We start from the raw sequence: 25,974 nt of genomic DNA on the forward strand, positions 1-25,974 counted from the left end.
AATGATGGTTTCTATTTGTATACCTACATATAATCAAACCGTTTTTTTAACCAAATTGCTTCATTCTATCGCAGTTCAATCTTATAAAGATTATGAAGTAATAATTGCCGATGATAGTTCAACAAGCGATGTTGAAATGCTTGTTCAAAGCTTTCGTGATCGATTTACGATTCAATACTTTAAAAATAAGCCATCTTTGGGAAGTCCGCTTAATTGGAATAAAGCCATTGAAAATTCTAAAGGCGATATTATTAAAATTATGCATCACGACGACTGGTTTAAAAACTCGGATTGCCTTTTGAAGTTTGCAGAGAAAATAGAAAAAGAAAAATACGACTTTGTTTTTTGTACTTCCGAAATACTGGATGTTCAAACCAATCAAAATAGTTATAACGAACCATCAGACGACTTTATTAAGGAATTAAATGAAAATCCAAAAATTTTGTTTAACAAAAATTTAATCGGATCGCCTTCAGCTATTGCTTTTAAAAAAGAATTTTTTCAGCCTTTCGATATTAAATTAAAATATTTAGTGGATGTTGACTTTTACATCAATCTTTTATCTCGAAAAATAAAAATCGCTTTTATTAAAGAACCTCTAATTACAAATACGGCCAACAATTCTGAGCAGATTACCGCAAGCTCCATTACAAAACTGGTTCAGGTTGGAGAATACTCGTATTTGTATAATAAACATTATAAGGGTGCTAAACCTGATGAAAAAATGACTGCTTTTTTTTCCGATTTGTTTAGGTGGTACGGATTAAAAAGATTCCGGGAAATTACCAGTAAAGGTTATCCGCACCCCAAACCCATTTTATTTTTTAAGAAATTATTATTTAAAATTAATTGGAATAATTGAAGTGAATGATACTCCTTTAATATCTGTTATATTGCCGGTTTATAATGCCGAAAAATACATTGTTGATGCTATCAATAGTATACTCAATCAAACTTTTAGAAACTTTGAATTTATAATTTTGAATGATGGTTCTAAAGATAACTCTGAAAGCATTATTCAATCTTTTACCGATGAACGCATAAGATATTTTAAACACGATAATTGTGGATTAGCTGCAACACTAAATAAAGGAATAGAATACAGTAAAGGGAAGTACATTGCCAGGCAAGATCAGGATGATATTTCTTATCCCGAACGCTTTGCTAAACAAATTGAATTTTTGGAGAAAAATCCTAAAATTTGTTTAGTTGGAACCCGGGCCAGAATATTTACAGATGATTTGAAAACATACGGTTACCATAATCATCCAAGCGAATCATCGGTAATTATGTTTGATTTAATGTTCAATAATCCGTTTGTGCATAGTTCTGTAATATTTAGAAAAAATATTATTGATGAAGTTGGGTTATATAATACCACTAAGGGTATGTACGAAGATTATAATTTGTGGAGCAGAATGATGTTTAATGCTGGACTCGCTAACCTTGCCGAAGTTTTAGTGGATTACCGTCATCATGACCAGGGAATGTCAAAGGCAAGCATTTTTTCTACTAAAAACGCACTTTACGGGCAATGTGTTTTGAATATTGAAACATTGCTAAAACGTTCAGCTTTATTAATTCAGGATTTGCCGGCATTAATTCATGGCGAATTTGACAGATATAAAGGAAGCGATCTAAAAGATTTAATACATTGCTTGTCAGAAATGGAGCAGGTAATAGTTGAACGTTTTCCCAATCAAAAAGAATTAATTAAAGAAAGGAAAACCTATTATTTGAATATATTAAAATCGGCTCACCTCAGTTATAGATTGAAACTGAATGAAAAGAATGTATTAAAGTTTTATATTATAAAAATTAAAAACAAAATTGAAAATTTATTTCGTTAAAAAAAAGTAGTACTTTTCCTTATAGAAATTCCATTTACATAAAATATAAATATATCATGATATCAAAACTATTTTCAGCCGAAGAATTTACTAACCCAAATGTTACACATGCAGGGAAAGAATTTGAAGTAAATAACTGGGCTATCTCAAAATTTATTGTCAAAAAGTTGTATCCCATTTCTGATATTCATCCTTTTCCTTTGAATGAGCTTATGCTTATGACAGCCACAGTTTGTTATTTTAAACCACAGTTTATTTTTGAATGGGGAACAAATATTGGTAAATCGGCCAGGATTTTCCATGAAGCCTGCAAAGCCTTTAAAATAGAAACTGAAATCCACTCTATCGATCTGCCGGATGATGTTTATCATAATGAACATCCTCAAAGTAGAAGAGGAGTAATGGTAAAGGGTATAAAAAATGTGTTTCTGCATCAAGCCGATGGCCTCGAAAAATCTTTTGCCTTAATAAAAGAAAAAAATCCTAAAGGAAAAATATTATTTTTTGTTGATGGAGATCATAGCTATGAATCTGTAAAAAAAGAACTAACAGCCATTTTAAATACCGTACCTGATGCTGCTGTATTATTGCATGATACTTTTTTTCAAAGCGAAGAGAGTAAATATAATATTGGCCCGTTCAAAGCAATAAAAGAAGTTGTTGATTCCGCTGCTGTTAAATACAATATTATTGCCACGAATATGGGATTGCCCGGAATGACTTTATTGTATAAATAGTATTTATAATGAAAATTTACCATTGTGTAGAATCTTATTACCCTGCTGTTGGTGGAATGCAGGAAGTTGTTAAACAACTTTCTGAACGATTGGTTAAATTAGGTCATGATGTTACCGTACTAACTCGTTTTCACCAGGAAAGAAATTTTAAGGAGTTAAACGGTGTAAAGGTGCTTGCTTTTAATGTAATAGGAAATCCAAAAGCTGCAACTACCGATGAAGAAAAGAACTACGTAAAATTTCTATTAGAGTTAAAATCCGACATTATAACTTTTTTTGCAGCGCAACATTGGGCAACAGATTTAGCGCTTGTTCATCTTAAGCGTATTCAAGCCAAAAAAGTTTCAGTTCCCACCGGTTATTCTGGTTTATACTGGCCGGAGTTTAAACAGTATTTTATTGATATGAAAAAATACATTCATGATTATGATATGAATGTTTATTTGAGTGATAATTATAGGGATATTAATTTTGCAAGGGAAAATGGTGTAAAAAACACAATACTAATTGCTAATGGTGCCGCTGCGGATGAATTTTTACCGGAATCTAAAATTGATGTACGTAAACAATTAAAAATTCCTCAAGATCACTTCCTTTTGTTGCATGTGGGTTCATATACGGGTTGGAAAGGCCATAAAGAAGCGATTGAAGTTTTCTTTCGTTCGGAAATAAGAAACGCAACTTTTTTATTAATTGGCAATAATTACGAGTACTTTAAAAGGCAATTTATAAAACATCCGAAATTTGCCCTTTTGTGGTTTATGCATAAACTTAAAGGAAGTAAAAAAGTAGTTTTTAATTATTTCCCAAGAGATTTTACTGTGTCGGCTTATAAGCAAGCTGATTTATTTTTCTTTCCTTCCAATATTGAGTGTTCACCTATAGTCCTTTTTGAATGCGCTGCGGCAAAGCTTCCATTTTTAGCAACGGATGTGGGTAATTCAATCGAAATTGCCGAATGGACTAAAGGTGGAGTAATATTAAAAACCTCAAAAGATGAAGCTGGATTTAGTCATATGGATATTGAAGAAGGTATCAAGTCGTTGAATGAAATGTATAAAAATCAAAAATTACGATTGGAATTAGCACAGCAAGCTCACGCAATTTGGAAAGAAAAATACAGCTGGGAAATAATCACAAAAAATTACGAGAATTTATATTTGTCGCTTATTAAATGATAGTAACTAAACTGATAGGAGGATTGGGGAATCAAATGTTTCAATATGCTGCGGGTAAAGCCTTGGCCGATTTTCATCAAACCTCCCTTTTTTTGGATCTTTCTGCCTATAAGGCCGAACCTAATGTAGCTTATACCAATAGAAACTACGAACTTGGAATTTTTAATTTACAAGCCTTACAGGCAAGTCAAAGCGAATTAGATTATTTCTTAAAGGAAAATAATAAACTTCAAAGAATCATAGCCCGTTATTTTCCCAAAACACAAAAAAAAATGGTGCTGAATGAATATGGACATCTTTTTTACGATGAATTTTTTAATTGCCCAAAAGATACTTATCTGAATGGTTTCTGGCAGTGCGAAAAATATTTTTCTAGTATTCGTCCTTCCCTTTTAAAAGATTTCACAATAAAAGATGTTATTCCTGAAAAAATACTTGAAATACAAAATAAAATAAAATCTTCAGCAGCGGTCTCCATACATGTCCGAAGAGGCGATTATGTGAATTTAAAATCTGCCAGTGATTTTCATGGTGCTTGTTCTTTAAATTATTATGAAAAAGCGCATGCGTTTTTAAAGGATAAGTTTGAAAATTTTAATCTTTTTATTTTTTCGGATGATATAGCTTGGTGCAAGCAAAATTTTAGTTTTCAAAATATGCATTTTATTGAACAACAACATGGGCCACACTGGGATATGTTCCTGATGAGTTTTTGTAATCATAATATCATTGCAAATAGCAGTTTCAGTTGGTGGGGAGCCTGGTTAAATGAAAATGAAAATAAATCCGTAGTACTACCCGATTTTTGGTTTAGAAATGTAAAAACTGAATCATTGGGAATTAAACCGGATAATTGGATTTTAATTGAGGAAAAGGATAATTTATTTGATTAATCTTTATAAAACATAATCAATCATTGAGTAATAGTTCAAATACTAATTTCATTTCGGTTATTCTTCCGGTGTATAACGGAGAAAAGTATTTGCGTGAGGCTATAGAAAGTGTACTTAATCAAACTTACCGCAATTTTGAATTAATCATCGTAAATGATGGTTCTACCGATCAGTCTTTGTCTATTATCCATTCATTTAGCGATAATCGAATTATTTGCGTGAATAATCAACAAAACGCCGGATTGATTGAAGTATTAAATCAAGGAATTTCATTGGCAAAGGGCGAATTCATTGCACGAATGGATGCCGATGATATTTGTATGCCGGAAAGATTTAAAATGCAAATGGAAGTTTTTGAGAAAAATCCGGAAGTGGTTTTAGTTTCCAGTGATTATTTTCAAATGGAAGACGGGCATTTAGCACTTTCAAGTGGATTTATAGAATCAGATGAATTAAAAACTGTTTTACTTTTTTCTCCGGGCATGGCACATCCTACCGTAGTGTTGAGAAATTCATTTCAACAAAATCAAAAACCATACGACATTAATTTTATTCATGCCGAAGATTATAAGCTTTGGATAGATTTATCGGAGCAAGGTAAATTTTATAATATTCCACTGCCATTATTGAAATACCGTACACATACCGGACAAATAAGTCAGAATTACAGGGCTATTCAAAAAACAAATAGTGAAAAAATAAGAGCGCTTTATTTAACCAAAAAAGGTTTTCAATTTTCTGATCAAGAATTAAGGATTCATCATTTAATCGGAAATAATACATTTATTCAAAGTATGAATGAATTAATTGGAGTAGAGGATTGGTTAATAAAGTTAGTTCGTCAAAATCAAAAGTTACATAAATTTAATGCGATTGAATTCAATCGAGTTATAGCTAAATTTTGGTATGATTCCTGCGGGTTTTCTTTATTAGGAATTAATGCTTATAGGCGTTTCTACAATAGTGAATTGGCAAAGTTGAGCACTTTTAGCTTTCAATTGAAATTTAAGCTTTTGATTAAATGCTTCATCCGAAAATTCAGGAAGAAATAATTTTTTCAATTTGTTTTCTCCAGTGATCCCAATTTAATTCCTCTTCATACAATTTCCGGCTTTTTGTTCTTAACTGAACATATTTTTCAGGATGATTAATAAATTGTTCAATATTTTCGGCATATTCACTACCGGTGTCTGTGTATGAAATAGTAAACCCATTCACTCCATCTTTTAAATGACCTTCAATACCTCCGGTTCTGGCAATAAAACTAGGTAATCCAAATGCACTCGCTTCATTAATTACTATTGGCGTACAATCAAATCGGGTAGGTAATATTAAAAAATGATGTGTTTTAAATATTTCAGCCATTTTTTCCTGACCGCCTTTTGAATTTTTATCAATAAAGGGAATAATTTTTATATCCGGATCATTATATTTCTCCGGCACTTTACAACCTAATACGGAAAACTCAACAGGGTATCCTTTATCTTTTAATTCCTTAAAACAGGCGTAAGCTCGGTCACCGCCTTTGTCCTCCCAGTACACAGCAACAAATAATATTTTCCATTTATCCGGAATATCAAATTTAATTTCTAATTGAGTAGGTATGGTTTCTAAATTAGCTCCAAAAGGTAAAACGTGCACTTTATCTTCAATAGATCCATAATCTTCTAATACCGATTTTTTAGCCCATTCTGAAGAAACAATTACAAACTTGGCTTTTTGGAGCGCCAGTTTCTCAATTTGATTCCCTTCTTCTATTGATTTTTGCCTTAATCGGCTCAAACTTTTATGGTAATTTAAACAACTTGCAAAAGTACCGTCGGTAATATATAAAATCGGTGTTTTGGTTTCTATAAATGCAATTTCGCAACTGGCTGCAGGCGCTACTATTAAATCATATGTTTTAGCATTAAGCTGCTCATTAAAATACGCTGCATATCCTTTACTTATATAAATACTTTGTCGGTAACTAATTCTTTTGCCGGTAAATATTAGGCTTAACTGGTTTAATATTTTGGAAAGCCAAATCTGAAATTTGGGTTGAAATGGACCTAATATCTCCACATCACCAATTTTACAAAGCTCTTTATAAATACTATAATGCGTTCCGCTCCAAACTTTTTTATTCTTTGGGTTTTCAGATGATAAATAGGCTATTTTGAAGCTTGGCTTTAGCACATTCTAAAATTAAGACTAATTTTGTAAAAATACTGCTATTATAGGAAAGCTCAGCATAATAATTGTTAGTTACAATTGTAAAGATTTTTTGATTGAAGCGATTCAGTCAGTACAGCATTTTGTGAATGGTGAGAAAGAAATTATAGTGGTAGATAACGATTCGCAGGATGGTACTGAAAAAGAAATCCGGTTTAAATTTCCTGATGTTCAATTTATTCAATCGGGTTCAAATTTGGGTTTTTCTAAAGCAAATAATTTAGGTTTTGTGCAAAGTACCGGTTCAGAAATCTTATTGTTGAATCCGGATGCTAAATTGATAAATTCAGCTATAACTGATGCACTTAATTTCCTTAAACAAAATCCAAAAACCATACTTGGTCCTAAAATATTAAATCCTGATGGTACGCACCAGGAATCTGTTTTAAATTCTCCCGGCGTTATTTCTGTAATTACTGAATCATTGTTTTTATCCTATTTGATTAAGCCAAAACCTTATTTAGAAAATATATCGTTATTGGGAGCCTGTTTATTGATGTCAAGAAATGTGTATGAAAGTTTAAGTGGACTGGATGAAAACTTGTTTTGGATGGAAGATGTAGATCTTTGTCACCGAGCTAGGCAGGCTGGCATTAAGGTACATTATTATAAAGCATGGGAAATTGTACATGAAAGTGGTCAGTCTATTAAAAGTAATTATAAGATTTCTATTGCTAATCAATTATTAAGTAAATTAAAATTCATCAGAAAACACAATACCCGGTTTGCCTTTTACGTTTCTCTCTTGTTTATTCAATTACACATTTTATTCAGGTTGATTCTTTTTTTAATATTATCTCCTTTTAAGCAGGCTTATATTCATAAATTTTTCGCATATTGTTACTCTCAAAACATGTTGATTAAGTATATCTTTAATCCATAAATGCCTTAAAGCCTTGAAAGTTTTATTATTATCAGATACATACAGTGAGCATACTGAAAAGTGGGCGCTTGGATTGGCAGATTTGGGAATTCAAATTGGACTTTTCAGTTTCAATAAAGCCAGTTACGAATGGTATAATCACCCCAATATTACGGTGTATTTTGAACCGGATAAAGAAATAAATGCCGAAAGTACTTTAACTAAACTTTCTTATTTGAAATACGTAAAAATATTAAAGAAGATTATAAAACAGTTTAACCCTGATATTTTACATGCACACTATGCAACTAGCTATGGTTTAGTGGGAGCTTTGAGCGGATTTAAACCTTTTATTCTTTCTGTTTGGGGATCGGACGTATATGATTTCCCTAAAAAATCCAAACTGCATAAAAAAGTTTTTCAATACAATTTAAAAAAGGCGCAGGTGCTGATGTCAACCAGCGAAGTGATGAAGCTCGAATTAAGTAAATACACTTCTAAACCTGTTATTGTTACTCCTTTTGGTGTGGATACAAAAAAATTCAGCAGAAGTTCGCATGAAAGCGAAAAGGATGACATCATCAAAATCGGAACTATAAAACCTATTGAAGAAAAATACGGTATTAAATATATTATTGAAGCAGCTGAACTGGTTAAAAATAAATATTCCGATAAAAAATTCAAGTTTTATTTAATTGGCAGAAGTTTTAATGAAGAAATGTATAAAACTTTAATTCGGGATAAAAATTTAGAATCGGTATTTGAATTAACGGGCCGAATTTCATTTAACGAAATTGCGAAATGGCATAATAAATTAGATATTTTTTTAAATGTTTCTATTGATGATAGTGAGAGTTTTGGTGTTGCCACGGTGGAAGCAATGTGTTGTGAAACTCCGGTAATTGTAACCGATGTAGGTGGGTTGAAAGAGGTTGTTGGAGAAGGGAAGTTTGGAAAAGTGATTCCAAAAATGAATGCCCAAGCCTTATTTGAAGCAATCTCAGATATTGTGGAAAATCCTATTCAGTCCGATAAAATAGCTAAGGAAGCCCGATTACATGTGCTTGATAAGTACGATTGGAATAATAATTTAGCATTAATGGTTGAGCAATATAAATTGGCGATACAATGATTTTAAAAGAAATAAAAGATCCGTCGCTTTTTAGTGAAAAAGCCGAATCGGAAGTCGGAGTTTTCGCTTCTTTAAAATGGTTATCGGTATACGGTAATCAATTGCGCCTAATTGGAATTTATAAAGATGAAAATCAACTCATAGGCGGATTTTATTTTGTAAAAATTAAAAAATTCGGATTCAATTTTATCAAACTGCCACCTTATACACCACATTGCGCCTTGTTTTTTAATTCTACTGCAAAAAATAGTGCCAGTCTTCAAAATTTTTCTAAAGAAATAATGCAGGAAATTTGCAATTATTTGGATAAAGAAAAATCAGCACTTTCAATTCTTGCTTTTCCTTATAAAATTAAAGATTTGCAACACTTTATATGGAATAATTACAAGGTTATTCCAAATTATACTTATTTAATTGATCTAAAGAAACCCTTTGAGGATATTAAAGCCAACTTTGACTCTAAACACCGAAATGCTATTTCAAAAGCTATAAAAGATGGAGTAGAGGTGAAGTGTAATTCCGAAAATCCGGAATTTATTTTTTCTTTTTTAAAAAACAGTTTGCTACAAGCCGGAGCTAATGTTTATGAATCTGAATTACGGAGTATTCTTACCCAATTTTCTAACGAAAATAATTCCTTCACGTTTATTGCTTATCATAATCAATCCGTGGTAGGTATGTTACATTGCATCTACGATAAAAACGTTTGTTACTATTTATTAGGCGGAGTTGCTAAAGAGGCGGGTGTACAAGGTGTAAATCATTTGTTGGTGCAAAATGCATTAGCAAAAGCCATAGCACTAAATTGTAGCATTTTTGATTTTGAAGGAAGCATGTTAAAAGGAGTTGAGAAATTTTTCAGAGGATTCGGACCGGAACTAGTTCCCTATTACACGGTTAACAAAGCTAGTTTGTTTATTGAACTTATTTTGAAATTTAAAAAGCGAAGCATTTTTTAATGAGGAGAATATTAAAAAAAATACTTCCGCCTTTTCTTCTAAAACAAGCCAAAAAGATAGTAAGGAATCAACGCTCGCTTAAGCGCCAAAAATTAGTTCAAAGCGGCGACATTCTTAATTTAATGGCTATCGAAAAAAGTTTGCTGGCTTTTGGATTGCAAAAAGGAGATGTTGTGATGGTTCATTCTTCCTTGAGTCAATTAGGATATGTGGAAGGAGGCGCTCAAACACTAATACAGGCTTTCTTAAATGTTATTGGAGAAAAGGGTACACTGGTTATGCCGAGTTTTCCGGGTCTCGGATTTAATGCGGATTACCTGAAAACTAATCCGATTTTTGATTTACAAAAAACACCATCTTCAGTTGGAATAATCAGCGAAACTTTTCGGAAAATGCCGGACGTAGTACGAAGTTTGCACCCAACCGAACCTGTTTGTGCAAGTGGACCCTTAGCCAAAGAAATAACCAATGAGCATTTCGGACATATTAGCCCTTACTTAATAAATAGTCCATTTGGAAAATTGGTAAAATTTAAAGCTAAAATCATCATGCTGGGCGTAAATTTGGATACCTTAAGCAGTTTGCATTTGCTCGAAGATGCAGTAGATGATTTTAAGTACCCTATTTATTTGAAAGAAATTTTTACTTGTAAATTGATTGATGGACAAGGGAATTTATGTGAAATGAAAACAAAAGTGCATAATCCCGAATGGTCTAAAAAAAGAAAATGTAATGAGTTAGAACAAATGTTTATTCGGGATGGTTGTTTGGTGAAATATAAACTTGGACATGCAGAAGTTTTATTATTGGATGCTGAAAAAATGTTTGACAGTATGCTAACCAACTATAAAAATAAAGGAATAACCATGTATACACCCAAAGGTGAATGATTGAAAAAAAAGTACATATTACTTTCGATTATGAACTCTTTTTTGGTGACTCAACCGGAAGTGTTCAAAATTGTATTTTGAATCCAACGAATAAATTGATTGAATTGGCTAGAAATAAAAAAGTAAATTTTATTTTTTTTGTGGATGCAGGTTACCTCTATAAATTGAATCAATTTTCAAATTACCCTAAGGCCGAAGCCGACTTGAAGTTAATTACAGAACAATTAAGATTGTTGGTGCTTGAGGGTCATGAAATCGGATTGCACGTTCATCCACATTGGGAAGATTGTATTTACGATGGAGATAAATGGGAAATGAGTATAAAGAGATATAAGCTTTCAGATTTCAGTTTACCGGAGGCAACAGCTATAATAAACAAATACAATCAATTTTTGGAATTAGTCGCTCAAGTTAAAGTAAAAAGTTTCAGAGCGGGTGGTTGGTGTATTCAGCCATTTTCTTTTTTTAAAGAAGCTTTAATTGCAAATCAAATTTATATTGACAGCAGTGTGTTTTATAATGGATTTCATCAGTATACTGCGCATGCATATGATTTTAGAAATGCTCCAGCAATAAGCGAATGGAATTTTAATGATAATGAATGTAAGCCCGAAAAAAATGGAATTTTTACCGAAATGGCCATTACATCGGATAGAATTCATCCGTTTTTTTATATATCACTCTATTTAAAAATGAAAATGAATCCATTACGATTTAAGCCGGAAGGGGACGGGATGTGGTTGAAAGATAAGGGTAAAATTTACCGGCAGTTTTATAGCTATACCAATCATTTTGCGTGCAGTGATGGTTTCTTTGCATCGAGGTTAAAAAGCATTTTAGATCAGGTTTTGAATAAGAATTTAAATCGCATGGTTGTATTGGGACATCCAAAATCATTAGCACAGTGCAGTTATTCATATTTAGCTGATTTTATTGATTACGCGAATGAAAAAAATTATAAAATTTCCGTCTTTTAATGAGATTCGTTGAAAATAGTAAAATTGATCGTGTAAAATGGGACAAAGCCATTTTAAATTCAAAGCAGCCTCTTGTTTTTGCCATGTCTTTTTATTTGGATAGTGTATCACCAGAATGGTGTGCATTAATTGAGAATGATTACGAATCTGTTTTTCCGCTTACCATTGCAAAAAAATTTGGTATTAAATATTTAATTCAACCTCCTTTCACTCCGCAATTGGGAGCGTTTGGAAAATCAAATTTATTGTTTGAGAAATCTGCTTTAGATTACATACAGTCAAATTTTAAATTTGTGGATATAGAGTTTAATGCCAACATGCAAAAGGTAAAATTTTGTACAGATAAAAAAACATTTGTTTTAAGTGATAAAACTGAAATAAAATTGAATACAAACACCAAAAGAAATTTAAAAAAGTCAGAAAAGTTAGGTGTTGCAATTCAAGTTTTAAGTAACAAAGGTAGTATCACAAACTCTAAAAAAATAATTGATCCGTTCTTGAGAAAAAAAATAAAATTGCCTGTTAAGCATATTCAGATATTTAATTTGCTCTTAAAAAATTCTATGGATCAAAATAAACTAATTACTTTTGCAGCGGTAAAAGATGAAAATGTAATTGGCTTGGCTCATTTTATTACTAACGGAAAGCATGCTGTTTATTTAAAAGGGAATTCTTTGGAAAAAGAAAGCGGAGCCATGCATTCAATTTGTTATTATGCCATGAATTATTTTTTTAAAATTGGCGTGCAATTATTTGATTTTGGCGGCGGACAAATAGAAAGTTTAGCCCGATTTTATAGTGGCTTTGGTGCAACTCCTCTTGTTTATTACCGATTTAAAATAAATAATTTGCCTAATGCGGTTAAATGGTTTAAACGATGAACGTAATTATTTCACACGATATAGATCACATTACAGTTTCTGAACATTTTTTCAGAGATACGATTATTCCTAAATATTTAGTGCGGATGCAAATTGAATTACTTTCGGGTAAAATATCTTTTCGGGAATATATTTTAAGATGGTCTGATTTTTTTAAAAACAAATGGCAGAATATTGATGAATTAATTACTTTCAACAATATCAACGGAGTTCCTTCCTCTTTTTTTGTCGCAGTTAGTAAAGGAGTGGGTTTAAATTATTCCAATGAGCATGCCATCGCCTGGATTGAACAAATATTAAGTAGAGATTGTGAATTGGGAATACATGGTATTGCTTATGACAATATCGAAGAAATTAAAAAAGAATTTGAACTGTTTAAACAACTTTCCGGCTTGAGTTCATTTGGTATTCGGATGCATTACGTTCGTAAAACGGAGGAAACCTTTAAGTTACTTGATCAATGCGGATACATTTACGATAGCACTACGCATGAATTTAAAAACCCCTACAAAATTGGAGAGATGTGGGAGTTTCCAATTCAAATTATGGATGGTTGGGTAATCGAAAACGGTAAACGTTGGCAAAGTGTGTCATTCGAAAAGGCTCAAGAAATTACCTTAAAAATAATAGACAAGGCCCATAAACATAATTTAGAATTTTTGAGCATTGATTTTCATGATCGTTATTTTTCGCATTCTTACAATACCTGGCTCAAATGGTATATGTGGTTAATTGAATATTTAAAACAAAACGGTTTTAAATTTGTTAATCATCAACAAGCTATTCGTATTCTAGAAAAATAATCTAATTAACAATGCACATTTGTTGTTTAATGTAAATACAACTTCTGAGTAAGAATTACTCTGGCCATAAAATTATATTGTTCTTGTGTGTATCTGCATCTACAAGTGCCGCGATATTCTGACATGTAATTGTCAACTGGGGGCGTGTAGTATTTGCTCAATCCATCTACAGGTCCATAATCAAAAAAGCAAGGTGGAACTGGGGCCACATTGTCATTATAACCAACTGTATATGGGTCAGCCTCTGTATCACAAAATCCATCACCATGGGTGTAACAATTGGAACTGACTCTATCAAACCACTCGTGACTTGTTATGCCTGGTGGTGGTCCGGGAACAGCAGGAGGTACAGGTGCAATTTCCGCATAGGTATCAGGCAATCCAAAAAAATGTCCGAAAAGATGATATAACGTAGTCGTGTTTATCGCTGCTTTTCGCATGACGATAACGTCTTTATTGCCCGGTGTTCCGGGCATATAGGTATATCCACCGATATTTGGATTTCCACCTAAACTATTAACTAAATAAAAGTTTATAGTTTGAGTAGTATACCAGTTACTGGTTACTTGTGCTTCGTGAGGATTTTGTATCCAATCATTATAGGGATGTTTAGGAATATAAACCGTACTACAATTTTCAAAACTTACGCAAATTCTACTAAAGGCGGTATTTAACATATTTATTGCCGTTGTAATATTAGCAGGAAGTATACCCGGTTGATACATACTATCTTGTACAATATAAAATACTATGGAGAATTTTTTATTTAAACAGGTGTCGTGTTTTAAAGTACTCACCAAATTCTGTGTCTGAATTATTTCACTTCGCCATTTCGCAAAGTTGGCGTTCATCGCAGTGCCACAAAATTTAGTATTCACGGATTGAGCGGACTCCGAAACCACGTTAACCTGAGCATCCAGATTTAATCCGATTAAAAATAAAAAAAGAAATAAAATTTTGTTCATTACAAACTTGCAAGACATTTTAAAATCATTATCTTTGGTAATCTCAAATTTAAATTAATATTTGATATGTTCAAACAAATTCAAGTCTTTTTTACATTTCTAGTTTTTGTTTGTTTTCTTTCGAATGTAAACGCGCAAATTGTTGCAACGCCAACTTCTGGCTGTTTTCCGCAAACAATAAGTTTCACAAATCCGCCGGGATCTTCTGCAGTTTCATGGAATTTTGGCGACGGTGGTACTTCTAATGCAAATAATCCCGGCCACAATTATATTACAGCGGGTAATTTTACGGTAACTTGCAATTATACAGTTGGAGCAGTTCCTTCTGTAACTACGTTGGTTGTCCCAATATTTCCAAAACCAACCGCAGCCTTTTCATATACTGTACCTGCTATTAAGTGCGCACCGGCCACCGTAACTTTTGTAAATTCTTCTACAAGTCCAACTACCATTGTTTCATATACCTGGAATTTGGGTAATGGAACGCCTACTAATGTGGTGAGTCCTATTTATTCTTATCCGGCAGGTGGTTCTTTCACAGTGAATTTAACTGTACTAGACGCTAATAATTGTACGGGCACGGTTTCTGCAGGACCAATAAATATTTCCAATCCGCCAATTGTAATTATAAATACTAATCCGTCGCCAGCTAGCGGTTGTAATGTGCCTTTCAATGTTAATTTCAACGGTTCCAATTCTCAAAGTGGTTCGCCTTTACCCGGACCGTTATCTTTTAATTGGAATTTTTCCGGAGGTAGTCCGGCTGTATCAGGCGCTGCAACGCCCGGCAACGTAACCTATAACGCCACGGGTAGCTATATAGCTTCATTAACAGTAACTGATAATAACAATTGTTCGGGTTCAGCATTTGTTCCTGTAAATGTTTCACAAGCCACATTAAATGCAACAGGTCCTTCAACTGCTTGTGTTAATACACTTTATACAGTTAATGTTCAATCCAATTCAGGTTCTACCATTCAAGGTCCTTATGTTAATGATTCATCTCCTTTAACAAACGTTACTTATTCATTTGTGTATGGCGCACCCGGAACTTTCACGTACAATGTAACAGCAGGAGTTCCTCCTTGCACAGCCACACAAATAAAAACTGTTGTTGTTACCCAAGTTACAGCGGCAATTACAGCTACACCGCCATCTTTTAGTTGTTCAAGTCCATTTGTATGCAATTATTTTAATGCCTCTTCCCCTAATGCAGTAACGTACACATGGATTACTAGCAATTGTGGTGGCGGATTACCAATGACTAGCAATTTGGCAAATCCTTCCTTTACTTATTCGCAAGGGAGTTTAAATCCATATACTATTTATCCTTATTGTATACCTGTAGTTACTTTGTTAGCCAGTTCTGCAAACGGATGTACAAGTACAGTATCCATTCAAGCCGATACATTACGAAGACCAACAGCATGGTTTAATAAAAATAAAAAGGAAGGATGCGCACCGTTAGTTGTAACCTATAGGGATACTAGTTTTGCACATCCTACGCCAACAGTAATTACAAGTTATACATGGAATAATGGTGCAAGCCCGCCTACATTATCTACAGGTGTTGCCCCTCCAATTCCAAATGCAACGTTTACGTATAATACGCCGGGAACTTACACGCCTTATTTAATAATTCAAACCGCTCAAGGATGTATTGATACATCTTTTGTTGATACAATTACCGTGGTTAATCCTGCGCCAATTAGTTTTAGTTTCAATCCGAGTACCGTCTGTCCCGGGCAAACTGTTCAAATAGTAAACACCTCTCCGAATCAAAATCAAATACAACATTGGCATGTAGATAGTGATAACGGTTTTTTTAGCGGATGCGTCAGCGACCCTAATCCCGGTTGGGTATTTACCCATATAGGCGTTCATACCTTTACATTATCGGCCTGGAAAAACAGTTGTCAAAGCACAACCACAATACCACAAACGGTAACTGTCAGAGGGCCTATAGTCAAGAGCAGGTTCACTACAAATTGTACAAATAGATTCAGTGTGTTTTTCGATACGCATATGCAAGATGTGGCTAATGGCACCATAAATTTTGGTGATGGTAGTCCGCCCGTTAATTTTCCGGGTGTATTAAACGCGAGTTCACAACATACTATTAATCACGTTTACGCAAATACGGGTGATTATACAGTAGTAGTAACCGCTACAAACGGAATTACAGGTACATGTACACCTCAAACATTTACTATGTTGGTTCAGGTACGCAATATTCAAGCGTCTATTGCTTTATCTCCAACGGCTTGTGCAAATGTTCAAACTTTATTTAGTGCGGCCTCATCTACCGATGTTTTAGTGGGTTGTCCGAATATCGGTTACACCTGGTTTTTTGATAATGCGCCTCCGATTGTGACTTCCCTAACCGCAGTTTCTTATTCTTGGGCCACACCCGGAACTCATACGGTCACTTTATTAGTAAAGGATTTGAATAGTTGTAGCAGCGTATTAACAAATACGATTCGGGTGAGTTCAGCAGCGCCTGCGTTTAATGCAGTACCTTCAGCCACCATTTGTTTGTCTACGCAAACAGTTCAATTTAATAATACCACGCCGCAAACGCCTGATCCGATAACGAATTATTTTTGGAATTTCGGAAATGGTTCAACGTCTAATTTTACCGGTAGTCCAATCGCATCCTATACTTCAGCAGCAATTCCATTTTCTCAATTCACGGTTGCGCTAACAGCAACTAACGCTTTGGGTTGTATAGCTACTCAAACTTTATTGATGCAGGTAAATAATCCAAATGCAGCTATGTTCGCCTCACCCGGAAATTCGGTTTGTGTAGGTGATCCGGTTTCTATTGCAGCTCCTTCCGGTTATGCTTCCTATACTTTTAGTACGGGTGATGGAAACGTGTATATAACCCCAAGTTTTTCTATTAGTAATACCTTTACTGCCGCTGGTACTTATCCGGCATCTGTAACTATTATAGATCCGAATGGGTGTAAGAGTAGTAGTACACTAAATTTTTATGTACAAAGTTATCCTACTGCAAGTTTTATTGTGAATTCACCCGGAGCACAATTCCCTAACGTGGCTTGTCTTGGCGACGTAACCTTTTCTTCAACTTCAACTTCTAATCCAACCTATAATCTAACTTATACTTGGAATGCAGCAAATGGTGCGTCATTGTTACCTATTCCTATGGTGATTGTTTCATATACAAATACCGGAATTTTTCCGGTTACCTTAACAGTAAGTACACCGTTTGGTTGCAAAGCTATTGTTACTAAAACAGTAAGTATATTCGGAGCACGCGCCAATTTACAATTGGATAAATCTTCCATTTGTTTAGGTGAAACAATTAATTTTAGTTTGAAAGATACAAGTACAGTATATGCTTGGACATGGGATTTTGCCGACGGTGATACGCTCAAGGCTTATGCACCATCCATTACGCCAACTGTATCTCATACCTATACCTATTATCCGCAACCCAATGGTGATGCTACTGTGTCATTGATTTATTATAGTTCCAATCACGCTTGTAAATTTTTCGCAACGCAAACAATAAAAATTATAAAAATTGTAAGTGATTTTAAACGAAATAATGAAATTACTAAGGTTGATAGTGTGCACTGTTTAGGAATAATAGATACGTTTAGTCCTGTGATTCAAAATCCGGGCGGTTCTACGTATAATTGGAATTTCGGGAACGGAAATACTTCTTCATCTCAAATCCCAACTTACAATTTTACTTTGGCCGGAATTTATCCTGTTACTTTAACAATAACCGATCAAAATAGCGGATGTATAGGGTTTGCTATAAAAAATATTACTGTTAACCCAATTCCTGATGTTGATTTTAATGCACGTGATACATGTCAAAATGTGCAATTCCCGCTAATTGGAAATGTTAACGGAAACGGACCATTCACCTATACCTGGATGCCAACGGCAGGAATAACAAACCCTAACGCGCTAAATACTACAGCAACGGCAAGTAATTCCGTTACCTATACTCTTGTTACTACGGATATAAATGGGTGTAAAGATTCAATCAGTAAGAATATTTATATTCAATTACCCCCAAACGCCATTCAATGGGATACAACGGTTATCATTGGTCAGTTTGTTCCTATTAATGGAAATGCCGGTCAAAACATGTCGTATACCTGGACCCCCTCTTTAAATCTAAATTGTGAAAATTGTATTTCTCCAATATCTACTTCAACTGATAATATCACATATACCGTAATTGTTGCGGATAATATGGGCTGTTTCAGTAGAATGAATATTTATAAAATAGATATTGATCCACGGTCAACCGTAGATGTACCAACAGCTTTTACACCTAATGGTGATGGCGTAAATGACTTTATTTTTCCGGATGGATGGGGAATAAAAAAAGTAAATTATTTCAGGGTATATAACCGTTGGGGACAACTTCTTTTTGAAACCGACCAGGTAAAAGTAGGTTGGGATGGTAATTATAATGGGGTGCCGCAAAATATGGAGACCTATATTTATCAGGTTTCTGTCGAAACCTATTCTGATAAAGATGCGCTATTAAAAACCGGAAGCTTTAAATTGATTCGTTAGTAATAATTGATTTGAAAAAAATTAAATTTTATATTTCTATACTGTTGCTTACGTGCGTTATTTCTGTGAGCGCACAAGATGTGCATTTTAGTCAGTATTATTTTTCACCCTTATCCTTAAATCCGGCCAACACAGGTAACTATAAAGGTGATTGGCGTTTTTTTGGTAATTATAGAAGTCAGTGGAGAGATATAGACAAGGCGTACAATACCTATTCAGTAGGGGGGGACGCTAATTTTTTTCCAAAAAATTTAAATTTTAGCGGCGGTTTAATTTTCATAAGCGATAAATCCGGTGGTAATTTAAACATCAACAAAATATTACCTTCATTTGCATTTCATCATAAATTATACGGATTTCATATGAGTTACGGCGTTCAGGTTGGTTATGTAATGAAGAGTATAGACTTTTATGCACATTCATTTCCAAATCAATTAAATTGGAGCACCGGAAAATTTGATAACACATTGAATAATCAGGAAGTAAATGTAGTACAACAATCAAATTATCTGGATGTAAATTCAGGAATAAATATTTCAAAAAAATATGGAAGAATTGAACCGGAATTGGGAGTAGCGTTTTTCCACCTCAATAAACCAAAAGAATCATTTTTAAGTTCTAATAATCAATTGCCAATTCGTCAGGCTTACAATGCTTCATTAGCCTATTACTTAAGTGGAAGTATTATTTTAAAAGCATATTCCTTATATGGCATTACAACTAAAGTAAGTGATTGGGTAAGCGGTTTAAATGTTGAATATGTTTTACATAAAGGAACATTTTTTACTAATTCGGTTTTTGCAGGTTTTATGTGGAGGGATGGGATAAATAGAAACGCAGATGCAGGAATTGCCACTGTTGGAATAAACTATTCTCATTATACGTTAGGATTCAGTTATGATTTAACCTTTTCCGGATTAAAAACTGCTGTTGATTATAAAGGCGCCTTGGAAATTGCATTTATTTACCGGGCTCGTACTTCACGTTTAATAAAAAAGGCCATTCCTTGTGAAAGATACTAAAAGCATATTGATCATCCTGTTTGTTTTTGTGAATCTGTTTTGTTTTTCTCAGGTCGATTCCAGCGTGTTAAAAAAATCAAACCCAAAACAATTGAAAAGAATGGGGAAAAGTGCGGTGCAACAACACGATCCTAGTGCTGCCATTTCTTTTTTTGAAGCTTATTTAAAAACAAATAGTAAGGATGCAACCGTTCTTTATTTATTAGCACAATCATATTATGAAATTGGGGATTATGAAAATGCAGAACATTATTATCTGGCTTCATACGCTCAAATGCATGATAAAAATTCAGAAGCATTATATTATTTCGCTCAAATGCAGAAATCGAATGGAAAATACGATAGTGCAAGAATTAATTTTCAAAAATTTAAAAAGGAATATAAGGGGAAAGAAAAACAATTGAAGAAACAAGCAGGCAAGGAGATAGCCTTTTGTGATTCTGTTCAACGTTTAGCAGGAACTGAGAAAAAAGTAATAGTTACAAGATTAGATACTACTATTAATAAAGTAAATACAGAAGGTGCTCCATTTAATTTGGATGAAAATACTTTGGTTTTTTCCTCACTCCGAACAGAAAAAATAGAATACATTATGGAAGATGATACCGCACGTTCAATAAACCGCAAGTTATATTACGCAAAAAAGAATGGGAATGATTGGAAATTTTCTGGCGAATACGGTGATAATTTTAATGTGCCCAACTTTAACACAGGTAACGCTTGTTTTAGTTTAGACCGTAAGAGAATTTATTTTACCAGATGTAAAGAGAATATGAAGGGTCAGATGATTTGTGCAATATACATGTCTAAAAATGAAGGGAATACTTGGTCAGAACCGGAAAAACTCCCTAAAATTATTAATAATCCAAAGTATAGTAACACCATGCCAACCGTTACACGGGATCCAAAGAATGGTAACGATATAATTTATTTTGTAAGCAATAATAAAGAAGGTAGGGGAGGTTTAGATATTTGGTATACTATATTTGATAAGAAAAAGAATATTTACAAAACGCCAAAAAATGCAGGTAATAAAGTAAATTCTTCGCAGGATGAAATGTCGCCGTTTTTTGATAACGAAACAAGGTCTTTGTATTTTAGTTCAGAAGGATGGGGTGGATTAGGAGGATTTGATGTATATAAAGCAAGTGGCGACGGAAAAAGATGGTTGAGTATAGAAAATATTGGTCAACCTGTAAATTCCGGTTCCGACGATATTTATTATACAATTTCACCCAATCGGGAAGAAGGTTTTTTTGTAAGTAACCGTAAAGGCGGAAATACCTTAAAAAACAAAGCCTGTTGTGATGACATTTATACCTACAAACACAGCCAATACATTAAAATAATTTTAGATGGTTTTGTTTATGAGCAAGAAAGACCTAGTGTTCCTATAGCAAATTCCGAAATTGAAATTTATATCCGAGATAAAAAAACAAAAGAAAAAGCATTGGTTAAAACTTTTTTAACGGATGAAAAGGGACATTATAATACAACTTTAGAAGCCGGCCAGGAATATTTTATAGTAGTGAAGAAAAAAGAATATCTTGGAACAAGCACGGAAGTAAGTACAATAGGAATGAATACTTCGCAAGAAATTAAACGTATTTCCTACTTATCCAGAGAACCAAAAGAACCAATTCGTATTCCTAACATTCATTATGAATTTGATAAATCTGTTATTTTAGAAACCAGTAAAATCTCAATCGATACAACAGTGTTAGCCTTAATGGAAGCCAATCCCGAATTAATTGTGGAAATTCAATCTCATACAGATAGTAAAGGAAATGACAATTATAATATTAAACTTTCTCAGCGACGCGCTGAAAGTGTGGTTACCTATTTAACTCAAAAAGGTATTTCTAACAAACGATTAGTCGCGAAAGGTTATGGAGAAAGTAAGCCCATAGCTCCTAATGATTTACCAAATGGTGCTGATAATCCGGAAGGAAGAGCATTAAACCGAAGAACTGATTTTAAAATTATTGGTAAATTGGATGTGGAAGTTATAAATGAAGCAGAAGTAGATTAAAAAAAAGCCCCTGAATGGGGCTTTTAAATTTTCGCAAAGATTATTTCTTTTTATTATAACGGCTTCTGAATTTATCCACACGGCCCGCAGTATCAACCAATACCTGTTTTCCGGTGTAAAATGGATGCGATGTCATAGATATATCCAATTTAACTAAAGGATATTCGTTTCCATCTTCCCATTTTAACATTTCCTTCGTTTCAGCGCAAGAGCGGGTTAAAAATGAATAACCATTACTCATATCTTTAAAAATACACAATCTGTAGTTTTCCGGGTGAATCTCCTTTTTCATTTCTTTAATGCTTAAAAATAAGTTGGCAAATTTACGATTTTATTGCTTGTCACCAAATATTAATTAAAATTTGTTTAGAACAGGTCGTAAACAAGGCTAACTTATTAATTTTAACAAATTCAAAAAAAAAAAGCATGCCTGTTTGTTTTTTAAAATTCTTTAACTAATTTAGCACCCTAAGTGTAGTGAGTAAAACTGCACTTACATTTATTAAAACAGAAGTATGAAAAAACTTTTCTCTAAAGTGGCCATTATTATGGCTTGTTCATTTGGTGTGACATATGCACAACAAGACCCTCAATTTACACAATGGATGCACAATAAATTAGTGTATAACCCAGGCGTTGCCGGTACAAGTGGCGGATATTGTGGTGCGCTACAATTTCGTAAACAATGGTCAGGTTTTGATGGAGCTCCCACCTCTATTAATTTTACTGGTGACATGAAACTTCAGAATTTACCACTTGGAGTAGGTTTAACCTTTATAAATGATAAAATCGGGCCGATGAGTACCAACTTTGTAAGAGTTGCTGGCGCTTGGAACCATCCGATTAGTCGTGGTATTCTTGGTGTAGGCTTAGATGTAGGTATTGTTCAAAAAAGTATTAGTAATACTTGGATTGTTCCGGAGCCGGGTAAAATTGACCCAACAATTCCTGGAGCCTATGAGGCTCAACAAAATCCGGATTTAAACAAAATGACATATGATCTTGGTTTTGGTGCTTATTATACAATTCCTGGTCAGTTTTATGTTGGATTATCAAGTAGTCACTTGCCTGCTCAAACAGTAGGTAGCGGTGATATTAAATATGACTTAAGTCGTCACTTCTATTTAATGACCGGATATACTTATTCTATTGATCCGCGAAGTTCAATTACCCCTAATATTAAATATAAGTCAGATTTAGCAGCCGGAGCCTTAGATGTTAATTTAACATATGCATATTCTTTGGATAACAAGAAATTCTGGGGCGGCGCTACCTACCGTTTAGAAGACGCAGCTGCCTTAATGATTGGATACCAACAATTTATGAATGGTACCACCACTATTAAAGGTGGTTTATCTTATGATTTAGTGTTATCGAAGTTAAAAGGACATACACCGGGTAGTTTTGAAGTATTTTTAGGTGCTTGTTACACTCCAAAGCCCAAGAAAACAACAACTTACGAGACAGATCGTTTTTATTAATAAAATATATTTGAAACCTTTAAATCTAATCTACGTTTAAGCCATTTACAACTAACAATAAATGTTAATAACATCGAAAAACATCCTTGTGTAACTTTTATTTAAGTTGTGGTTATAAACTAAAACAAACGATATGAAAAAACTTCTGGTATTAGCCTCGTTCATAGCTGTAGTTACAGGATGTAACAAGCATTCAGCTGAACTTGTTGGTGTAACTGGTCGTGAACAATGGTTCCAACCTGATCCTTTCGGAACATTGTACATTCCAATGGGTAGTTATCATATGGGCCCCGATGATGAGGAGGCTCCTATGGCGCATACTACTAAATCTAAAGTCGTTTCAGTTCAGGCTTTTTACATAGATGATTCTGAAATATCAAACAACGAATACCGTCAGTTTGTATTCTGGGTGAGAGACTCCATAGCTCGTAAATTATTGGCTAATGGATCAAATCCAGATGCTGACAGATTTCAGATCTCACAAGATGAATTCTTAAGCGTTTATCCTATTTATAAAGGTGATAACAATCTTCAAGACCCATATATCAATTGGGAAGAGAAAATTAATTGGGGTAGTGGAGACGATGATTATCGTGCTGATTTACAGCCACTTTATTTACCTGAGGGTGAGCGTTTTTATAACCGAAAAGAAATAGATACCCGAAAGTTAAATTATGAGTATTATAGAATTGATCTAAAACTTGCAGCAGCAAAGGTTAACAGATTCATTCCCAATAAATCACCTGATATTCAGGATGCAGCTCACGATTACAAAAAAGCTGATTATAATAATGGTGTACATTTGAATGATGGACAAAATGGAGTACCCGGTTCTCCTTCAACTTTAGTAGGGGATCCTGCTAAGGATAGTAAAACTCTAGGTACCTATAATGTTAAAGACGAAGTTTCCGTTGGTCAAGGTAATTATGTTCCTCGTGAGCGCAAAGGAGTTGATCGTTCTGTGTTTATTATTAAAGATGTGATTAATGTTTATCCTGACACACTTGCTTGGGTACATGATTATACTTATTCATTTAATGAGCCATTAACTAATATGTATTTTTGGCACCCGGCTTATGATTCATATCCTGTAGTAGGTGTTACTTGGAAACAGGCTCGTGCCTTTTCAATTTGGAGATCTATGTTATTGAATAATTATTTAATAGGCACTGAACAATCCATTGTAAATGATTTTCGTTTACCAACTGAAAGTGAGTGGGAATATGCTGCAAGAGGTGGATTACAAAAATCTCCATATCCTTGGGGTGGCCCATATATCAGAAATGCTGCAGGTTGTTTCTTAGGTAACTTTAAACCAATGCGCGGATCTTATATCGATGATGGTGGGTTCCACACTGTTTATATTTACTCATACAATCCAAATGATTACGGATTATATTGTATGGCCGGTAATGCTTCGGAGTGGACAAGCAACTCATTTGATGAATCAGCTTATGACTTCCAACATGATTTAAATCCTGATTACGTTTACGAAGCTCAAGATAAAGATGCTAATGTATTAAAGCGTAAAGTAATTCGTGGTGGAAGTTGGAAAGATGTAGGTTACTATCTTCAAACGAGCGCTCGAACGTATGAGTATCAAGATACCGCAAAATGTTATATCGGTTTCAGAAATGTTATGACTTATTTAGGACGTGCAAAAGGAGACGAAATTTAAAATCACACAACACAAAATAAACAAACAATAAACTAACAAAAAACACAAAACAGCTATGAGTAAATTAGGTAAAGTAAAAGGGTTCAAAAGGTTCTTACACCTTGCATCATGTCTTGGAGCTTCCGTGGTAATTCTTGGAGCACTTTTTAAAATTATGCACTGGCCCGGATGTAATGAAATGTTAATCGTTGGTCTTGGTACTGAGGCCTTTTTATTCGGTTTATTCGCTTCTGATATTCCACATGAAGAAGTAGATTGGACTTTAGCTTATCCTGAATTAGCAGGTATGGCACATGAAGAAGTAAATGAGCATGATCCAAGCTTACCGGTAAGCCAACAATTAGACAATATGCTTGAGAATGCAAAAATTGGGCCTGAATTAATTGAAAGTTTAGGAACAGGCATGAAGTCATTGAGCGATACCGCTTCAAAAATCGGTGATATTTCTAATGCTACTGCTGCTACCAATGAATATGTTGAAAACGTAAAGAAAGCTTCAAATAGCGTAACTGATTTAGCTGATACTTATAAAAAAGCAGCAAATACAATGGCTGACTTAGCTAGTTCTAATGATGCTGGACATTCAATAGGTGAATCTTTAAATTCAGTTTCTAAAAATTTATCTGCTTTAAATGCAACTTATGAATTACAATTGCAAGGAAGCAAAACACATTTAGATGCCACTTCTAAATTCTACGATGGTTTACATGAATTAATGAAAAACCTTCACGACTCAGTGGATGATACTAAGAAGTATCGTGCAGAAATGAGTCAATTGTCCTCTAACTTAACTGCCTTAAATACTATTTATGGTAATATGTTAGGAGCAATGAACTTTAACAAGGGTTAATAAT

Annotated in this window: 22 protein-coding genes; 19 read left to right on the forward strand and 3 right to left on the reverse strand. The window is 33.9% G+C overall.

What is annotated here, in order from left to right:
• Position 1 precedes the first annotated feature (1 nt).
• Genes IPM51_05170 through IPM51_05195 form a run of 6 tightly spaced genes read left to right on the forward strand, consistent with a single transcriptional unit; the run spans position 2 to position 5,710 of the window.
• Positions 2-862, forward strand: coding sequence for a glycosyltransferase family 2 protein (locus tag IPM51_05170; GenBank protein MBK9283694.1), 861 nt, complete (start codon positions 2-4; stop codon positions 860-862).
• A 1-nt stretch (position 863) separates the two neighbouring features.
• Positions 864-1,850: a glycosyltransferase gene (locus tag IPM51_05175; GenBank protein ID MBK9283695.1), complete on the forward strand. Its 987-nt coding sequence runs from the start codon at positions 864-866 to the stop codon at positions 1,848-1,850.
• Positions 1,851-1,906: 56 nt separating this feature from the next.
• Positions 1,907-2,587, forward strand: coding sequence for a class I SAM-dependent methyltransferase (locus IPM51_05180; GenBank protein MBK9283696.1), 681 nt, complete (start codon positions 1,907-1,909; stop codon positions 2,585-2,587).
• Positions 2,588-2,595: 8 nt separating this feature from the next.
• Positions 2,596-3,765, forward strand: a complete 1,170-nt coding sequence (locus IPM51_05185; GenBank protein MBK9283697.1) for a glycosyltransferase family 4 protein — start codon at positions 2,596-2,598, stop codon at positions 3,763-3,765.
• Positions 3,762-4,658 (forward strand): alpha-1,2-fucosyltransferase, encoded by an 897-nt coding sequence (locus IPM51_05190; GenBank protein MBK9283698.1) that lies wholly within the window; start codon positions 3,762-3,764, stop codon positions 4,656-4,658. Before IPM51_05185 ends, IPM51_05190 begins: the two co-directional genes overlap by 4 nt.
• 23 nt (positions 4,659-4,681) lie before the next feature.
• On the forward strand, positions 4,682-5,710 hold the full coding sequence (locus IPM51_05195) for a glycosyltransferase (protein MBK9283699.1): 1,029 nt from the start codon (positions 4,682-4,684) through the stop codon (positions 5,708-5,710).
• Here IPM51_05195 and IPM51_05200 read toward each other — a convergent pair.
• Positions 5,697-6,836: a glycosyltransferase family 4 protein gene (locus tag IPM51_05200; GenBank protein MBK9283700.1), complete on the reverse strand. Its 1,140-nt coding sequence runs from the start codon at positions 6,834-6,836 to the stop codon at positions 5,697-5,699. The genes IPM51_05195 and IPM51_05200 overlap by 14 nt on opposite strands.
• 88 nt (positions 6,837-6,924) lie before the next feature.
• Here IPM51_05200 and IPM51_05205 point away from each other — a divergent pair, with 88 nt between their 5' ends.
• The 7 genes from IPM51_05205 to IPM51_05235 are packed head-to-tail and all read left to right on the forward strand — an operon-like array spanning position 6,925 to position 13,376.
• Entirely contained in the window at positions 6,925-7,755 is an 831-nt protein-coding gene (locus IPM51_05205) for a glycosyltransferase family 2 protein (protein ID MBK9283701.1), read from the forward strand.
• A 13-nt stretch (positions 7,756-7,768) separates the two neighbouring features.
• Positions 7,769-8,866 (forward strand): glycosyltransferase, encoded by a 1,098-nt coding sequence (locus tag IPM51_05210; GenBank protein MBK9283702.1) that lies wholly within the window; start codon positions 7,769-7,771, stop codon positions 8,864-8,866.
• On the forward strand, positions 8,863-9,825 hold the full coding sequence (locus tag IPM51_05215) for a GNAT family N-acetyltransferase (protein ID MBK9283703.1): 963 nt from the start codon (positions 8,863-8,865) through the stop codon (positions 9,823-9,825). Before IPM51_05210 ends, IPM51_05215 begins: the two co-directional genes overlap by 4 nt.
• Positions 9,825-10,715: an AAC(3) family N-acetyltransferase gene (locus tag IPM51_05220; GenBank protein ID MBK9283704.1), complete on the forward strand. Its 891-nt coding sequence runs from the start codon at positions 9,825-9,827 to the stop codon at positions 10,713-10,715. Before IPM51_05215 ends, IPM51_05220 begins: the two co-directional genes overlap by 1 nt.
• Positions 10,712-11,692 (forward strand): hypothetical protein, encoded by a 981-nt coding sequence (locus IPM51_05225; GenBank protein ID MBK9283705.1) that lies wholly within the window; start codon positions 10,712-10,714, stop codon positions 11,690-11,692. The genes IPM51_05220 and IPM51_05225 overlap by 4 nt, the downstream gene beginning before the upstream one ends.
• The gene (locus IPM51_05230) at positions 11,692-12,573 is read left to right on the forward strand and encodes a hypothetical protein (GenBank protein ID MBK9283706.1); all 882 of its coding nucleotides are present in this window, start codon (positions 11,692-11,694) and stop codon (positions 12,571-12,573) included. The genes IPM51_05225 and IPM51_05230 overlap by 1 nt, the downstream gene beginning before the upstream one ends.
• Positions 12,570-13,376, forward strand: a complete 807-nt coding sequence (locus IPM51_05235; GenBank protein ID MBK9283707.1) for a hypothetical protein — start codon at positions 12,570-12,572, stop codon at positions 13,374-13,376. The genes IPM51_05230 and IPM51_05235 overlap by 4 nt, the downstream gene beginning before the upstream one ends.
• Before the next feature lie 26 nt (positions 13,377-13,402).
• Here the strand turns inward: IPM51_05235 and IPM51_05240 are convergent, their stop codons facing one another.
• Positions 13,403-14,341 (reverse strand): hypothetical protein, encoded by a 939-nt coding sequence (locus IPM51_05240; protein ID MBK9283708.1) that lies wholly within the window; start codon positions 14,339-14,341, stop codon positions 13,403-13,405.
• Between the two features lie 66 nt (positions 14,342-14,407).
• Here IPM51_05240 and IPM51_05245 point away from each other — a divergent pair, with 66 nt between their 5' ends.
• Genes IPM51_05245 through IPM51_05255 form a run of 3 tightly spaced genes read left to right on the forward strand, consistent with a single transcriptional unit; the run spans position 14,408 to position 21,961 of the window.
• Positions 14,408-18,907, forward strand: coding sequence for a PKD domain-containing protein (locus IPM51_05245; protein ID MBK9283709.1), 4,500 nt, complete (start codon positions 14,408-14,410; stop codon positions 18,905-18,907).
• 11 nt (positions 18,908-18,918) lie between these two features.
• Positions 18,919-19,929 (forward strand): PorP/SprF family type IX secretion system membrane protein, encoded by a 1,011-nt coding sequence (locus tag IPM51_05250; GenBank protein ID MBK9283710.1) that lies wholly within the window; start codon positions 18,919-18,921, stop codon positions 19,927-19,929.
• Positions 19,916-21,961, forward strand: coding sequence for an OmpA family protein (locus IPM51_05255; protein MBK9283711.1), 2,046 nt, complete (start codon positions 19,916-19,918; stop codon positions 21,959-21,961). Before IPM51_05250 ends, IPM51_05255 begins: the two co-directional genes overlap by 14 nt.
• Before the next feature lie 40 nt (positions 21,962-22,001).
• Here the strand turns inward: IPM51_05255 and IPM51_05260 are convergent, their stop codons facing one another.
• On the reverse strand, positions 22,002-22,253 hold the full coding sequence (locus IPM51_05260) for a type B 50S ribosomal protein L31 (GenBank protein MBK9283712.1): 252 nt from the start codon (positions 22,251-22,253) through the stop codon (positions 22,002-22,004).
• Positions 22,254-22,476: 223 nt separating this feature from the next.
• Between IPM51_05260 and IPM51_05265 the strand changes: the two genes are divergently transcribed.
• From IPM51_05265 to gldL, 3 genes are all read left to right on the forward strand, one after another.
• Positions 22,477-23,442 carry a type IX secretion system membrane protein PorP/SprF gene (locus tag IPM51_05265; protein MBK9283713.1) on the forward strand — a complete coding sequence of 322 codons (966 nt, stop codon included), beginning with the start codon at positions 22,477-22,479 and terminating at the stop codon, positions 23,440-23,442.
• 310 nt (positions 23,443-23,752) lie between these two features.
• On the forward strand, positions 23,753-25,120 hold the full coding sequence (locus tag IPM51_05270) for an SUMF1/EgtB/PvdO family nonheme iron enzyme (protein ID MBK9283714.1): 1,368 nt from the start codon (positions 23,753-23,755) through the stop codon (positions 25,118-25,120).
• Between the two features lie 55 nt (positions 25,121-25,175).
• Positions 25,176-25,970, forward strand: coding sequence for a gliding motility protein GldL (gene gldL / locus IPM51_05275; protein MBK9283715.1), 795 nt, complete (start codon positions 25,176-25,178; stop codon positions 25,968-25,970).
• The last annotated feature ends 4 nt before the right edge of the window (positions 25,971-25,974 follow it).

This window comes from Sphingobacteriaceae bacterium, assembly GCA_016715905.1.
In the GTDB taxonomy this organism is placed as follows: domain Bacteria; phylum Bacteroidota; class Bacteroidia; order B-17B0; family Aurantibacillaceae; genus Aurantibacillus.

What these genes read in the sequence shown, in the direction of transcription:
- IPM51_05235 (MBK9283707.1), top strand. Translation starts at nt 12,570, where the DNA reads ATGAACGTAATTATTTCACACGATATAGATCACATTACAGTTTCTGAA.
- IPM51_05260 (MBK9283712.1), bottom strand. Translation starts at nt 22,253, where the DNA reads ATGAAAAAGGAGATTCACCCGGAAAACTACAGATTGTGTATTTTTAAA.
- IPM51_05220 (MBK9283704.1), top strand. Translation starts at nt 9,825, where the DNA reads ATGAGGAGAATATTAAAAAAAATACTTCCGCCTTTTCTTCTAAAACAA.
- IPM51_05240 (MBK9283708.1), bottom strand. Translation starts at nt 14,341, where the DNA reads ATGAACAAAATTTTATTTCTTTTTTTATTTTTAATCGGATTAAATCTG.
- IPM51_05180 (MBK9283696.1), top strand. Translation starts at nt 1,907, where the DNA reads ATGATATCAAAACTATTTTCAGCCGAAGAATTTACTAACCCAAATGTT.
- IPM51_05230 (MBK9283706.1), top strand. Translation starts at nt 11,692, where the DNA reads ATGAGATTCGTTGAAAATAGTAAAATTGATCGTGTAAAATGGGACAAA.
- IPM51_05170 (MBK9283694.1), top strand. Translation starts at nt 2, where the DNA reads ATGATGGTTTCTATTTGTATACCTACATATAATCAAACCGTTTTTTTA.
- IPM51_05245 (MBK9283709.1), top strand. Translation starts at nt 14,408, where the DNA reads ATGTTCAAACAAATTCAAGTCTTTTTTACATTTCTAGTTTTTGTTTGT.
- IPM51_05215 (MBK9283703.1), top strand. Translation starts at nt 8,863, where the DNA reads ATGATTTTAAAAGAAATAAAAGATCCGTCGCTTTTTAGTGAAAAAGCC.
- gldL (MBK9283715.1), top strand. Translation starts at nt 25,176, where the DNA reads ATGAGTAAATTAGGTAAAGTAAAAGGGTTCAAAAGGTTCTTACACCTT.
- IPM51_05225 (MBK9283705.1), top strand. Translation starts at nt 10,712, where the DNA reads ATGATTGAAAAAAAAGTACATATTACTTTCGATTATGAACTCTTTTTT.
- IPM51_05270 (MBK9283714.1), top strand. Translation starts at nt 23,753, where the DNA reads ATGGCGCATACTACTAAATCTAAAGTCGTTTCAGTTCAGGCTTTTTAC.
- IPM51_05185 (MBK9283697.1), top strand. Translation starts at nt 2,596, where the DNA reads ATGAAAATTTACCATTGTGTAGAATCTTATTACCCTGCTGTTGGTGGA.
- IPM51_05265 (MBK9283713.1), top strand. Translation starts at nt 22,477, where the DNA reads ATGAAAAAACTTTTCTCTAAAGTGGCCATTATTATGGCTTGTTCATTT.
- IPM51_05190 (MBK9283698.1), top strand. Translation starts at nt 3,762, where the DNA reads ATGATAGTAACTAAACTGATAGGAGGATTGGGGAATCAAATGTTTCAA.